The 13,229-nt window shown below is 64.9% G+C and carries 13 protein-coding genes; all 13 read left to right on the top strand.

Features of this window, described 5'->3' with window-relative positions:
• Nucleotides 1-94 precede the first annotated feature (94 nt).
• The 13 genes from XH92_RS27410 (at nt 95) to XH92_RS27350 (ending at nt 13,128) form a co-directional block, all read left to right on the top strand.
• Nucleotides 95-1,051 (top strand): carbohydrate ABC transporter permease, encoded by a 957-nt coding sequence (locus XH92_RS27410; RefSeq protein ID WP_194454896.1) that lies wholly within the window; start codon nt 95-97, stop codon nt 1,049-1,051.
• A gap of 66 nt (nt 1,052-1,117) precedes the next feature.
• Nucleotides 1,118-2,041, top strand: coding sequence for a carbohydrate ABC transporter permease (locus XH92_RS27405; RefSeq protein WP_194454895.1), 924 nt, complete (start codon nt 1,118-1,120; stop codon nt 2,039-2,041).
• A 52-nt stretch (nt 2,042-2,093) separates the two neighbouring features.
• A complete protein-coding gene (gene denD, locus XH92_RS27400) occupies nt 2,094-3,080 on the top strand; it encodes a D-erythronate dehydrogenase (RefSeq protein ID WP_194454894.1) in 987 nt (328 codons plus the stop codon).
• Between the two features lie 26 nt (nt 3,081-3,106).
• Entirely contained in the window at nt 3,107-4,063 is a 957-nt protein-coding gene (locus tag XH92_RS27395; RefSeq protein ID WP_194454893.1) for a sugar kinase, read from the top strand.
• A complete protein-coding gene (gene eda, locus XH92_RS27390; RefSeq protein WP_194454892.1) occupies nt 4,060-4,710 on the top strand; it encodes a bifunctional 4-hydroxy-2-oxoglutarate aldolase/2-dehydro-3-deoxy-phosphogluconate aldolase in 651 nt (216 codons plus the stop codon). Before XH92_RS27395 ends, eda begins: the two co-directional genes overlap by 4 nt.
• A 160-nt stretch (nt 4,711-4,870) precedes the next feature.
• The gene (locus tag XH92_RS27385) at nt 4,871-6,043 is read left to right on the top strand and encodes an acetyl-CoA acetyltransferase (protein WP_194454891.1); all 1,173 of its coding nucleotides are present in this window, start codon (nt 4,871-4,873) and stop codon (nt 6,041-6,043) included.
• A gap of 1 nt (nt 6,044) precedes the next feature.
• Nucleotides 6,045-7,577, top strand: coding sequence for a class I adenylate-forming enzyme family protein (locus XH92_RS27380; RefSeq protein WP_194454890.1), 1,533 nt, complete (start codon nt 6,045-6,047; stop codon nt 7,575-7,577).
• A gap of 100 nt (nt 7,578-7,677) precedes the next feature.
• A complete protein-coding gene (locus XH92_RS27375) occupies nt 7,678-7,878 on the top strand; it encodes a hypothetical protein (protein ID WP_028334995.1) in 201 nt (66 codons plus the stop codon).
• Between the two features lie 272 nt (nt 7,879-8,150).
• Nucleotides 8,151-9,350: a CaiB/BaiF CoA-transferase family protein gene (locus XH92_RS27370; RefSeq protein ID WP_194454889.1), complete on the top strand. Its 1,200-nt coding sequence runs from the start codon at nt 8,151-8,153 to the stop codon at nt 9,348-9,350.
• Nucleotides 9,351-9,361: 11 nt separating this feature from the next.
• Nucleotides 9,362-10,528, top strand: a complete 1,167-nt coding sequence (locus XH92_RS27365; protein WP_194454888.1) for an acyl-CoA dehydrogenase family protein — start codon at nt 9,362-9,364, stop codon at nt 10,526-10,528.
• Nucleotides 10,529-10,689: 161 nt separating this feature from the next.
• The gene (locus XH92_RS27360) at nt 10,690-11,826 is read left to right on the top strand and encodes a thiolase family protein (RefSeq protein ID WP_194454887.1); all 1,137 of its coding nucleotides are present in this window, start codon (nt 10,690-10,692) and stop codon (nt 11,824-11,826) included.
• On the top strand, nt 11,823-12,182 hold the full coding sequence (locus XH92_RS27355; protein WP_194454886.1) for a Zn-ribbon domain-containing OB-fold protein: 360 nt from the start codon (nt 11,823-11,825) through the stop codon (nt 12,180-12,182). The genes XH92_RS27360 and XH92_RS27355 overlap by 4 nt, the downstream gene beginning before the upstream one ends.
• A gap of 418 nt (nt 12,183-12,600) precedes the next feature.
• Entirely contained in the window at nt 12,601-13,128 is a 528-nt protein-coding gene (locus XH92_RS27350) for a carboxymuconolactone decarboxylase family protein (protein WP_194454885.1), read from the top strand.
• Nucleotides 13,129-13,229: the final 101 nt, after the last annotated feature.

Here is a 13,229-nt window from a genome sequence, read left to right as displayed (position 1 = left end):
CGGCGGAGCACCGCCGCCCGCGCCATCATTGGAATGCCATCACTGGAATATTGCGTAGTCATGCTCAATCCTTTGAGCAATCGGGACATCGCCTATGGCTGACATCGCCCTTGCGCCGCGTGCGAAGACGGAAATCCGCGAAGCGACCGCCTGGGATCAGCTGCGCCACAACAAGAACTGGCTCGGCTTCTGGTTCATGTTGCCGGCGCTGGCGTTCCTGATCTTCTTCCTGGCCTATCCGCTGGGGCTCGGGGTCTGGCTGTCCTTCACCGACACCCGCATTGGCCGCGTCGGTCATTTCATCGGCACCGAGAATTATGAGTGGCTGTGGGACGATTCAATCTTCTGGCTGTCGGTGTTCAACACGCTGCTCTACACCTTCATCGCGAGCGCGATAAAATTTGCGGTCGGGCTCTATCTCGCGCTGCTGCTGAACGAGCGCATGCCGTTCAAGGCGCTGCTGCGCGCCGCGGTGCTGATCCCGTTCATCGTGCCGACCGTGCTGTCGGCGCTGGCGTTCTGGTGGATCTTCGATTCGCAGTTCTCGATCATCTCATGGTCGCTGAAGCACCTCGGCCTGATCACCCAGAACATCAATTTCCTCGGCGACACCACCTGGGCCCGCATCTGCGTGATCTTCGCCAACATCTGGCGCGGCGTGCCGTTCGTCGCGATCACGCTGCTGGCCGGCCTGCAGACCGTGCAACCTTCGCTCTATGAGGCGGCGACGCTCGACGGCGCCTCGCGCTGGCAGATGTTCCGCTTCATCACCTATCCCTTGCTGACGCCGATCATCGCGGTCGTGATGACCTTCTCGGTGTTGTTCACCTTCACCGATTTCCAGCTGATCTGGGCAATGACCCGCGGCGGCCCGGTCAACGCCACGCATCTGATGGCGACGCTGTCCTACCAGCGCGCGATCATCGCGGGGCAGCTGGGCGAGGGCGCGGCGATCTCGAGCGCGATGATCCCGTTCCTGCTCGCCGCGATCATGGTGTCCTGGTTCGGCTTGCAGCGCAGGAAGTGGCAACAGGGAGAGAGCAATGACTGATCTCTGCCGCCGGGCCGGTTTCTTTGCGCGAACGGGGCAGGCCCCGCGCGCGCCAAGGAGAGAGCAATGACTGATCTCCCCGCCCAAAAGGTCGATCTCAAGTCCATCCTGTCGACGTCGGCGCGCGTCGACAACAGCGAGGGCATGAGCTATCTGCAGTCGGTGCCGCGGCGGATCGTGACGCTCTACATCCCGCTGTCGATCATCGTCATCATCCTGCTGTTCCCGTTCTATTGGATGGGGCTGACGGCGATCAAGCCGGACGACCAGCTGCTCGACCTCGACAAGTACAATCCGTTCTGGACCTGGAATCCGACCTTCAAGCACATCCACAAGCTGCTGTTCGAGAGCTACTATCCGCATTGGCTCTGGAACACGATGTATGTGGCGATCGGCGCCACCGTGCTGTCGATCATCGCGAGCGTGCTCGCGGCCTATGCGATCGTGCGGCTGCGCTACAAGGGCGCCAACCTCGTCGGCGGCCTGATCTTCCTGGCCTATCTGGTGCCGCCGTCGATCCTGTTCATTCCGCTCGCGACCGTCGTGTTCCAGTACGGCCTGTTCGACTCGCCGCTGGCGCTGATCCTGACCTATCCGACGATCCTGATCCCGTTCTCGACCTGGCTCTTGATGGGCTATTTCAAGACCATCCCGTTCGAGCTCGAGGAGTGCGCGCTGATCGACGGCGCCAGCCGCTGGCAGATCCTGATCAAGATCGTGCTGCCGCTCGCCGTTCCCGGCCTGATCTCGGCCTTCATCTTCTGCTTCACGCTGTGCTGGAACGAATTCATCTACGCGCTGACGTTCCTGCAATCGACCCCGAACAAGACCGTGCCGGTCGCCATCGTCAACGAATTCGTTGACGGTGACATCTATCGCTGGGGTTCCCTGATGGCAGGGGCGCTATGCGGCTCTCTGCCGCTGGTTATTCTTTACGCCTTCTTCGTTGAGCATTATGTCTCGGCGATGACGGGTGCCGTGAAGGAATAAGCGCGCAAGGCCCGCAACTGAATTCGAACAAGACAAGAAAAGGAGCAGGGTCGTGCATATTCTGATTCTGGGCGCCGCCGGCATGGTCGGCCGCAAGCTGACCGAGCGTCTGCTGCGTGAGGGCCGTCTCGGCAAGCAGGACATCAGCAAGATGACCTTGCAGGACGTGGTCGCGCCGGCCAAGCCCGCCAATGCCTCGATCCCGGTCAATGTCGTCGCGTCCGATTTCGCCGATGCCGGCGCTGCGGCGCCGCTGATCGCCGAGCGCCCGGACGTGATCTTCCATCTCGCCGCGATCGTCTCGGGCGAGGCGGAGGCCGAGTTCGACAAGGGCTACCGGATCAATCTCGACGGCACCCGCTATCTGATCGACGCGATCCGCGCCGTCGGCGGCGGCTACAAGCCGCGGCTGGTGTTCACCTCCTCGATCGCGGTGTTCGGCGCGCCATTCCCGGAGAAGATCGGCGACGAGTTCTTCCATACGCCGCTGACCAGCTACGGCACGCAGAAGTCGATCTGCGAGCTCCTGATCAACGACTACACCCGCAAGGGCCTGCTCGAGGGGATCTCGATCCGCCTGCCGACGATCTGCGTGCGTCCGGGCAAGCCGAACAAGGCGGCGTCGGGCTTCTTCTCCAACATCATCCGCGAGCCGCTGGCGGGCGAGGAGGCGATCCTGCCGGTCTCCGAGGACGTGCGGCACTGGCACGCCTCGCCGAAATCGGCGGTCGGCTTCCTGGTGCACGCCGGCACCATGGATCTCGATGCGATCGGACCGCGGCGCAATCTCAGCATGCCCGGGATGTCCGTCAGCGTCGGCGAGCAGATCGCCTCGCTGGAGCGCGTCGCCGGCAAGAACGTCACCGCGCGGATCAAGCGGGTGCCCGATCCGACCATCATCGGCATCGTCTCGGGCTGGCCGCGCGATTTCGCCACCGACCGCGCGCTGAAGCTCGGCTTCACCACGGCCGAGAAGACGTTCGACGACATCATCCGCATCCATATCGAGGACGAGCTCGGCGGCAAGTTCGCCGCCTAGCTCCGCTCAGGCACGCGGGTCTTGGCATGACCAGGGTCGCCAGCATCGGCGAATGCATGATCGAACTGCGCCAGGCTCCGGGCGGCCAGCCCGGAGGTCTGTATTCGCGCGCCTATGGCGGCGACACGCTCAACACCGCCGTCTACCTGTCGCGGCTCGGTGTCCACATCGATTATATCACGGCGCTCGGCGATGATGGGCTGAGCGATGAGATGATCGCGGGCTGGGCGAGCGAAGGCATCGGCACCAAGCATGTCGTGCGATTGGCCGGCAAGCTGCCCGGGCTCTATCTGATCCAGACCGACGACAAAGGCGAGCGGCGCTTCTTCCACTGGCGCGACAGCGCGGCCGCCCGTGAGCTGATGGATCTGCCCGATACGGAAGATCTCCTGAACTCGCTCGCGACCTACGACCTCGTCTATCTCTCGGCGATCACGCTCTCGATCCTGCGCGAAGAGGGGCGGGAGCGGCTGGTGGCGGCGTTGAAGCGGGCGCGGCTGCTCGGCACGCGCTTTGCGTTCGACACCAATTTCCGCGCCCGCGGCTGGCCGGACCTGAACGTCGCGCGAAAAGTCTTCAGCAGCGCGTTCGAGGCCGCCGATATCGTGCTTGCCTCGACCGAGGATCTGGCGCCGCTCTATCCCGGTGAAAGCAACACGGCACTGCTCGCCGGCATCAGCAGCCCCGAAGTGGTGCTGAAGCTTGCCGAGCCCGCCTGCATCGTGCGCTCCGCCGGCGGAACGCGCGAGGTGAGGGCCGAGCCGCTGACCAAGCCGGTGGTCGATACCACGGCGGCCGGCGACAGTTTTGCCGCGGCCTATCTCGCCGCGCGGCTCGGCGGCGCCGAGCCCGAGGAGGCGGCGCGCGCCGGCCATCGTCTGGCCGGCGTCGTGGTGTGCTATCCCGGTGCGATCATTCCACGCTACGCCATGCCGCCGAAGAAGGCGCCGCGTCCCCCACCATCCCGCAAGGCCGCGCAATGACAACGACATCGAAACAGGACCGGATCGCCGAGCTGATCCGCCAGGCCACCGTGATCCCGGTGCTGACCATCGAGCGGCTTGAGGACGCGGTGCCGCTCGCCAAAGCATTGGTCGCCGGCGGCGTGCGGACGCTCGAGGTGACGCTGCGGACGGCGGTCGCGGTCGACGCGGCCAAGGCCATCATATCAGAGGTGCCCGATGCGGTGGTCGGGATCGGCACGATCCTCAACGCCGACGATCTGGCGCGCGCCGAGGCGCTTGGCGCCAAATTCGGCATCAGCCCGGGCGCGACGCCCGAGCTGCTGAAGGCGGTGGCCAAGAGCCGGCTGCCTTTCGCGCCGGGGATCGCGACCGCCTCCGAGCTGATGCAGGCGCTGAGCCACGGCTTCGACGTCGTCAAATTCTTCCCCGCCGAGCAGGCCGGCGGTATCAAGGCACTGCGAGCCTTGGCCGGTCCATTCCCGAATGTCAGGGTTTGCCCGACCGGTGGGATCGGCGAGGCTAATGCCGCGACCTGGCTTGCCGAGCCCAATGTGCTGGCGGTCGGCGGCTCCTGGCTGTGCCCGGCGGCCGATATCCGCGCCGGCAACTGGGCCGGCATAACTGCCATGTGCGCGAAGGCGATGAAAACCCTGAAAGCCGGCTAGAACTCCGTTCCGATCGGAACGGGGTTCTAGCTTCTGGTTTTGACGCGTTTTCTTCACGCGAACCGGTATCCATCCCGGATCGAGTCCGGGACAGGCTTCGCTCGAAAACGCTCTCGAGATACGCTACATAACTTCCGAACAGGAACAGGGAGATACGGCCATGACAGCAGCCAGCATTGTCGGTTGGGCGCACACGCCATTCGGAAAATTTGACGCGGAGACCGTCGAGGGTCTCGTCGTCAAGGTCGCCAACGAGGCGCTCGCCGATGCCGGCATTGCCGCCTCCGACGTCGACGAGATCATGCTCGGCCATTTCAACGCCGGCTTCTCGCCGCAGGACTTTACGGCCTCACTGGTGCTGCAGGCCAATCCGGCGCTGCGCTTCAAGCCGACCACCCGGGTCGAGAACGCCTGCGCCACCGGCTCGGCCGCCGTGCACCAGGGCATTCGCGCCATCGAGGCCGGCGCCGCGAAGATCGTGCTCGTCGTCGGCGTCGAGCAGATGACGAAGACGCCGGGTCCGGAGATCGGCAAGAACCTGTTGAAGGCATCGTATCTGCCCGAGGACGGCGACACGGTCGGCGGCTTCGCCGGCGTGTTCGGCAAGATCGCGCAGGCCTATTTCCAGAAATACGGCGACCAGTCGGATGCGCTGGCGATGATCGCCGCCAAGAACCACAAGAACGGCGTCGCCAACCCCTATGCGCAGATGCGCAAGGATTTCGGCTTCGAGTTCTGCCGCGCCGAGAGCGACAAGAACCCGTTCGTCGCCGGTCCCCTGAAGCGCACCGATTGCTCGCTGGTCTCCGACGGCGCCGCCGCGCTGGTGCTGACCGATGACGAGACCGCCAGGACCATGGGCAAGGCGGTGAACATCCGCGCCACCGCCCATGCGCAGGATTTCCTGCCGATGTCCAAGCGCGACATCCTGCAGTTCGAAGGCTGCACCACCGCCTGGCAGCGCGCGCTGCAGAAGGCCGGGCTGCAGCTTTCCGATCTGTCCTTCGTCGAAACCCATGACTGCTTCACCGTCGCCGAGCTGATCGAATATGAAGCGATGGGCCTGACGCCGAAGGGGCAGGGTGCGCGCGCGATCATGGAAGGCTGGACCCAGAAGGACGGCAAGCTGCCGGTCAATCCGTCTGGCGGCCTCAAGGCCAAGGGTCATCCGATCGGCGCCACCGGCGTCTCGATGCACGTGATGAGCGCGATGCAGCTCGCGGGCCAGGCGCCCGAGGGCATGCAGCTCAAGAACCCGCAGATCGGCGGCATCTTCAACATGGGTGGTGCTGCGGTCGCCAACTACGTCTCGATCCTCGAGCCGGCGAAGTAGCTTGAACATTGCCGAATGGTTGGCGGCGACGGCGCGGGCGCGTCCCGACGCGCCGGCGCTGCTGACCGGCTTCGACCTCGACGCCGACTACGCAACCTTCGCCCGCCGCGCCGCCTCGATCGGGGCGGCGCTGGCGCGCGATCACGGGGTTGCCGCCGGTGACCGGATCGCGCTGTTTGCGTCAAACTGCACGCAATATCTCGAATGCCTCTACGGCATCTGGTGGATCGGCGCTGCCGCGATCCCGATCAACGCCAAGCTGCACGGCCGCGAGGCGGCGTGGATCTGCGGCAATGGCGGCGCCAAACTGGCCTTCGTGTCCGATGATACGATCGGCGCGCTGACCGAGGCGAAGGACGATTGCCCCGCCGGCATGACCATGCTGTCGGTCGACGGCGACGCCTACAAGGCGATGCGAAGCGGCGAGGGGCCAGCTGCGCCGCTGCCGCGCGAAAGCAATGATCTCGCCTGGCTGTTCTATACCTCCGGCACCACCGGCCGTCCCAAGGGCGTGATGCTGAGCCACGGCAATCTGCTTGCGATGTCGCTGTGCTATCTCGCCGACGTCGATCCGGCGACGCCGAACGATGCCTCGCTCTATGCCGCGCCGATCTCGCATGGCGCCGGCCTCTACAATTTCCCGCATGTCCGGATGGGCGGCCGCCACGTGGTTCCCGAGTCCGGCGGGTTCGATCCGGACGAGGTGCTCAACCTCGGCCGCCAGCTCGACAACGTCGTGATGTTCGCGGCGCCCACCATGGTGCGCCGCCTGGTCGATGCCGCGAAGAGGCGCGGCGAGAACGGCGAGGGGCTGCGCACCATCATCTATGGCGGCGGCCCGATGTACACGGCCGACATCAGAGATGCGATGGCGACGATGGGCCAGCGCTTCGTGCAGATCTACGGCCAGGGCGAGTCGCCGATGACGATCACGGCGCTCTCGCGCGGCTGCCACCGGGCGAGCGATCATCCGCGCTATCTCGAACGGCTGGCATCCGTCGGGTCAGCGCAGAGCGTCGTCACCGTGCGCATCACCGGCAAGGACGGCCAGCCGCTGCCCGCGGGCGAGACCGGCGAGATCGAGGTCAAGGGCGCCAGCGTGATGCTCGGTTACTGGAACAATCCGAAGGCCAATGCCGAGACGCTGAAGGACGGCTGGCTGCGCACCGGCGATGTCGGCCGGCTCGATGCCGACGGCTTCCTGACACTGTCGGACCGTTCCAAGGACGTGATCATCTCCGGCGGCACCAACATCTATCCGCGCGAGGTCGAGGAAGCGCTGCTGACGCATCCCGACGTCCGCGAGGTCTCGGCGATTGGTGTGCCGGATCCGGAATGGGGCGAGATCGTCGTCGCCTGCGTCGTGCTGGAGGAGGGGGCCGCCGCCGACGACGGCAGGCTCGACGCGCATTGCCTTGCCTCGATCGCCCGCTTCAAGCGGCCGAAGCGCTATGTCTATCTCGATGCCCTGCCGAAGAACAATTATGGCAAGGTGCTGAAGACCGCGCTGCGGGTGATGATGGCCAAAGGATAGCCAAGGAATAGCCAAGGGATCCGTCAAGGGAGGCGTCAAGGGATAGTCCACGGCCTCCCGCCGCGCTAAGCTGCTAGCGCCTGTCACGGGAGAACGGACCATGGGAATCGAGACGTCTCTGTCGCTGTCGGAAGTGAACGATCGCATCGCAATCCTCCGGGACAATATCAGGCAGCTGATCGAGCAGGCCGCGGGCGCTGCGGGTGCCGAAGTCGAGGAGCGCATCGCCGAGCGGCTCGAGCAGCAGAATGCGGAACTGGAGAAGCTCCTGAAGGCGCGCGAGGTGATGACCGGGCAGTAATCGGCATCGGGCCGGCGATGGGCAGGCTTCGTTTGTCCGCCCAGCGTTCCGCCGCGCGGAAACGATCCGGCCGCCGCCGCGCATACGCCCATACGCCCGGCGCAGCTTGATCTCGGCAAAGACCTCCCGTTACTAGAGCATGATCCGGAAAAGTGCGAAGCGGTTTTCCGAAAAGATCATGCTCAAACAAGAAGCTTGAGCGCGATGACGCTTCAGCCTGGTCTCATCGCGCTCCAGGATTCAATCCAGAACATCCGGGAGCGAACAGCACGATGGGACCACTGCAAGGTATCAAGGTCGTCGATATGACGACCGTGCTGATGGGGCCCTACGCCACCCAGATGCTTGGCGACTACGGCGCCGACGTCGTCAAGGTGGAATCACCGGACGGCGACGTGACGCGGCAGATCGGTCCGACGCGGCATCCCGGCATGGGGCCGGTGTTCCTCAATACCAACCGCAGCAAGCGTTCGGTCTGCCTCGACCTGAAGAAGCCGGCCGGGCGCGAGGCCGTGCTGCGGCTGATCGCGCAGGCCGATGTGCTGGTCTACAATGTGCGGCCGCAAGCGATGGCGCGGCTGCAACTCGGCTACGATGTCGTCGCCAAGGTCAATCCGCGGCTGATCTATGCCGGCGTGTTCGGCTTCGGCCAGGAGGGACCTTATGCCGCCAAGCCCGCTTATGACGATCTGATCCAGGGCGCCACCGCGCTGCCGGCATTGATGGCGCAGACCTCGGACGGCGTGCCGCGCTACGTGCCGAATGCGCTGGTCGATCGCATCGTCGGCCTCACCGCGGTCGGCGCGATCTGCGCGAGCCTCGTGCATCGCGACCGCACCGGGCAGGGCCAGCGCGTCGACATTCCGATGTTCGAGACCATGGCCGGCTTCGTCATGGGCGACCACATGGGCGGGCTGACCTACGATCCGCCGCTCGACAAGGGCGGCTATGCGCGGCATCTGTCGCCGGACCGGCGACCGTACAAGACGCTCGACGGCTATATCTGCGTGATCGTCTATAACGACAAGCAGTGGGAGAATTTCTTCAAGGCGACCGGCCGCGACGATCTGCGCAGCGATCCGAAATTTGCGACCTTCGCCGGCCGCGCCACCAATATCGACGTCGTCTATGCCGAGCTCGCGCGCATCCTGCAGACCAAGACCACGGCCGAGTGGAATGCGATCCTCGAGAAGGCCGACGTGCCCGTGATGCCGATGCACGATCTGGAGAGCCTGCTGGAGGATCCGCACATGGTCGCGACCGGCGTGTTCCCCGTGGTCGATCACCCGACCGAGGGCCGTATCCGCAGCATGACGCCGTCGGCGCGGTGGTCGGAGACCAAGGTCGAGCCGAGCCGGCTGGCGCCGCGGCTCGGCGAGCACAGTGCGGAGATTTTGCAGGAGGCAGGTTTCTCGGCCGACGAGATTGCGGCGATGGTGCGCGACGGCGCGGCCAAAGCGGTGCAGGCATAGGAGCACGACAGATGGATTTCGCACTCTCCGCCAACCAGGAATCGATCCGCGATGCCGTCGCCAAGATCTGCTCGCGCTTCGACGAGGCCTACTGGCTGAAGAAGGACAAGGAGGGCGGCTATCCGGCCGATTTCCACCGCGCGCTGGCAGATGCCGGCTGGCTCGGCATCTGCATCCCCGAGGAATATGGCGGCTCCGGGCTCGGCATCACCGATGCTGCGATCATGATGCGCACGATCTCCGAATCCGGCGCCGGCATGTCCGGCGCGTCCGCGGTGCACATGAACGTGTTCGGCCTCAACCCGGTGGCGGTGTTCGGCACCAAGGAGCAGTGCCAGCGCATGCTGCCGCCGATCATCGACGGCCGCGACAAGTCCTGCTTCGCGGTGACCGAGCCCAACACCGGCCTCAACACCACCCAGCTCAAGACCCGCGCCGTGCGCCAGGGCGAGAAATACATCGTCAACGGCCAGAAGGTGTGGATCTCGACCGCGCAGGTCGCCAACAAGATCCTGCTGCTTGCGCGCACCACGCCGCTGGAGGAGGTGCGCAGCCCGACCCACGGCCTCAGCCTGTTCTACACAGATTTCGACCGCAAGCGCGTCACCGTGCACGAGATCGAGAAGATGGGCCGCAAGCCGGTCGACTCCAACGAGCTGTTCTTCGAGAATTTCGAGATCCCGGTCGAAGACCGCATCGGCGAAGAGGGCCGCGGCTTCGAATACATTCTGCACGGCATGAATCCCGAACGCATCCTGATCGCGGCCGAAGCTGTCGGCCTCGGCCAGATCGCGCTGAAGCGGGCGTCGGAATACGCCAAGGGCCGCATCGTGTTCAACCGTCCGATCGGCATGAACCAGGCGATCCAGCATCCGCTGGCGAAGTGCTGGATGGAGCTCGAGGCCGCCTGGCTGATGGTGCTGCGCGCCGGCTGGCAATACGACCAGAACCTGCCCTGCGGTCCGGCCGCGAACTCGGCAAAGTATCTTGCTGCGGAAGCCGGCTTCCACGCCTGTGAGCAGGCGGTGATGACCCATGGCGGCTTCGGCTATGCCAAGGAGTATCATGTCGAGCGCTACCTCAGGGAGTCGCTGATCCCGCGCATCGCGCCGATCAGCCCGCAGCTCATCCTCAGCTTCATCGGCGAGAAGGTGCTCGGCCTTCCGAAGTCGTATTGATGAGATCGGCTTCGCGCAGACAACGCTTTCTTTTCCCTCCCCCTGAAAGGGGGAGGGCAGGGTGGGGGTCAGCCACAGGCGAGAGCGAACGGTGCGGAGATAGATCCCCACCCGGCTTGCTCGCGCAAGCCGACCTCCCCTTTGCAAGGGGAGGTTAAGAAATGAGCTTCGTCACCGGCGTCGGCCTCACGTCCTATGGCAAGCATGAAGGTCTGTCCTCGCTCGACCTGATGAGCAAGGCGGCCGAGCTTGCGATCTCCGATGCCGGGCTGAAGCGGTCCGACATCGATGGCATCCTGTGCGGCTATTCCACGGTCTCGCCGCACATCATGCTGGCGACCGTGTTCGCCGAGCATTTCGGCATCCGCCCGTCATACGCCCATGCCGTGCAGGTCGGCGGCGCCACAGGCCTTGCGATGACCATGCTGGCGCATCACCTCGTCGATGCCGGGGTTGCGAAGCACGTGCTGGTGGTCGGCGGCGAGAACCGGCTGACCGGGCAGAGCCGCGACGCCTCGATCCAGGCGCTGGCCCAGGTCGGCCACCCCGACTACGAGGTGACGCTCGGGCCGACGATCCCGGCCTATTACGGCCTGGTCGCGACGCGCTACATGCACGAGTACGGTCTGACGCAGCAAGACCTTGCCGAGTTCGCGGTGCTGATGCGCAAGCACGCCCTGACGCATCCCGGCGCACAATTCCATGAGCCGATCACGGTTGCCGACGTGATGGCCTCGAAGCCGGTGGCGATGCCGCTCAAACTGCTCGACTGCTGCCCGGTGTCCGACGGCGGCGCGGCGTGCGTGATCAGTCGCGAGCCGACTGCCGAGCACCAGGTCCGCGTCCGCGGCTGCGCCCAGGCGCATACCCATCAGCACGTCACGGCCGCGCCCGCGCTCAGCGAACTCGGCGCCGAGATATCGATCGCGAAGGCGAAGCAGGTTGCGGGCGTCGCGATCTCGGACGTGCGCTACGCCGCGGTCTACGACAGCTTCACGATCACGCTCGCGATGCTGCTGGAAGACCTCGGCCTCGCCAAGCGCGGCGAGGCGGCGGCGCGGGTACGCGCCGGCCATTTCAATCAGGACGGCGAGATGCCGCTCAACACCCATGGCGGCCTGCTCAGCTATGGCCATTGCGGCGTCGGCGGCGCGATGGCGCATCTGGTCGAAACCCATCTGCAGATGACCGGCCGCGCCGACAACCGCCAGGTGCGCGACGCCTCCGTCGCATTGCTGCACGGCGACGGCGGTGTGCTGTCGTCGCATGTCAGCATGTTCCTGGAGCGCGTGCGATGAGCGGACCGATCGTCGACTGGACCAAGGGCGCGGAAGCCATCGTCTACCAGACCTGCAACGCCTGCGGTGCGCGGCAGTATTTCCGCCGCAGCTTCTGCGCCGCCTGTGGCTCGCCTGATCTCGCCGAACATCGCGCGAGCGGGGCAGGGACCGTGTATGCGGCCTCACTGGTCTGCCGCGCCGCGACGCCGGAGACGAGGGCGCATGTGCCCTACAACATCGTGCTCGTCGACGCCGACGAGGGGTTTCGCATGATGGCGCATGGCGACAACGACCTCGCCATCGGCGACAAGGTTTTCGCGCGCTTCACGCAATTTGCGGGACGGCTGGTTCCGTATTTCGCAAAGGCGAAATGAGGGGCCGAACGATCCGATCAGTACGCAAGACGAGGCTGAATCAGATCACTCTTGCCCCTCGAGTTGCGGATACTATCGCCAATAAAAGACGAAGCTGGCGATGACGAGCATCGCCGTCACCGCCAGCATTTGCGCAAGCGCTTCCGAGGCCGCCCTCTTGGTGGCTTCCTTCATGCGTTTCCCCTAGACTTGGGCGTGACTCATCGTTGCGCGGATTGCGCGCTCGACGGCCAGATTTTGTACTCGGAACACCCCGCGTCGAGCATTCGCTTTGATGAGTCCCCACTCAGCGAATATCGACTATGTCAGGGTTGTCTGGGAATGCGGCGGCAATTTGACTCGCGCGTGTTGCTCCTGCGACGGTCGGCGGATACTGTTTCGGAACCCGACAGAAACGACAGCAGATCAAGGTTAGGAAATGGCCCGCATCGACTACTCCGATCCCGCGAAGGCAAGCCCGCGCACCCGCGAGATCCTCGACAAGAACCGCAACGCCAACATCTTCCGCATGATGGCGCACTCGCCGAGCTACTTCGAACAATACTGCCGGCTCGGTGGCGCGATCCGCCACAAGGGCGAGCTCGATCCGATCGTGCGCGAGCTCGCGATCACGCGCACCGGCATCCTCTGTGAGGCGCCCTACGAGATCGTCGCGCACAAGCGCATCGGCAAGAACGTCGGCGTCACCGATGAGCAGAACGCCGCGCTGGAGAACTGGCAGCAAGCTGCCTGCTTCAACGAGGTGCAGCGCGCGGCGCTCACCTTCACCGACGAGATCGTCAAGCTGAAGAAGCCGACGGACGCCACCTTCAAGGCGATCGCGGCGCTGCTGACGCCGGCCGCGCTGATCGAGCTGCAGCTCTCGGTCGGCTTCTACATCATGACGTCGAAGTTTCTCGAGACGTTCGAGATCGACATGCAGCCGGTGACGGAAGTGGTGAGCTAGAGCATGATCCGGAAAGGTGCGCTCTGGACGTCGCACTGCGCGGCTCCGCCCCGCGAAGGCGGGGCCAAGGGGCGCTCGCACTATTTCGGAATAATGGAAAA

Origin of the sequence: Bradyrhizobium sp. CCBAU 53421, assembly GCF_015291625.1 — a bacterium.
GTDB lineage: Bacteria > Pseudomonadota > Alphaproteobacteria > Rhizobiales > Xanthobacteraceae > Bradyrhizobium.
This window is presented reverse-complemented; position numbering and strand designations above follow the sequence as displayed.

What these genes read in the sequence shown, in the direction of transcription:
- XH92_RS27410 (WP_194454896.1), top strand. Translation starts at nt 95, where the DNA reads ATGGCTGACATCGCCCTTGCGCCGCGTGCGAAGACGGAAATCCGCGAA.
- XH92_RS27405 (WP_194454895.1), top strand. Translation starts at nt 1,118, where the DNA reads ATGACTGATCTCCCCGCCCAAAAGGTCGATCTCAAGTCCATCCTGTCG.
- XH92_RS27395 (WP_194454893.1), top strand. Translation starts at nt 3,107, where the DNA reads ATGACCAGGGTCGCCAGCATCGGCGAATGCATGATCGAACTGCGCCAG.
- eda (WP_194454892.1), top strand. Translation starts at nt 4,060, where the DNA reads ATGACAACGACATCGAAACAGGACCGGATCGCCGAGCTGATCCGCCAG.
- XH92_RS27385 (WP_194454891.1), top strand. Translation starts at nt 4,871, where the DNA reads ATGACAGCAGCCAGCATTGTCGGTTGGGCGCACACGCCATTCGGAAAA.
- XH92_RS27375 (WP_028334995.1), top strand. Translation starts at nt 7,678, where the DNA reads ATGGGAATCGAGACGTCTCTGTCGCTGTCGGAAGTGAACGATCGCATC.
- XH92_RS27370 (WP_194454889.1), top strand. Translation starts at nt 8,151, where the DNA reads ATGGGACCACTGCAAGGTATCAAGGTCGTCGATATGACGACCGTGCTG.
- XH92_RS27365 (WP_194454888.1), top strand. Translation starts at nt 9,362, where the DNA reads ATGGATTTCGCACTCTCCGCCAACCAGGAATCGATCCGCGATGCCGTC.
- XH92_RS27360 (WP_194454887.1), top strand. Translation starts at nt 10,690, where the DNA reads ATGAGCTTCGTCACCGGCGTCGGCCTCACGTCCTATGGCAAGCATGAA.
- XH92_RS27355 (WP_194454886.1), top strand. Translation starts at nt 11,823, where the DNA reads ATGAGCGGACCGATCGTCGACTGGACCAAGGGCGCGGAAGCCATCGTC.
- XH92_RS27350 (WP_194454885.1), top strand. Translation starts at nt 12,601, where the DNA reads ATGGCCCGCATCGACTACTCCGATCCCGCGAAGGCAAGCCCGCGCACC.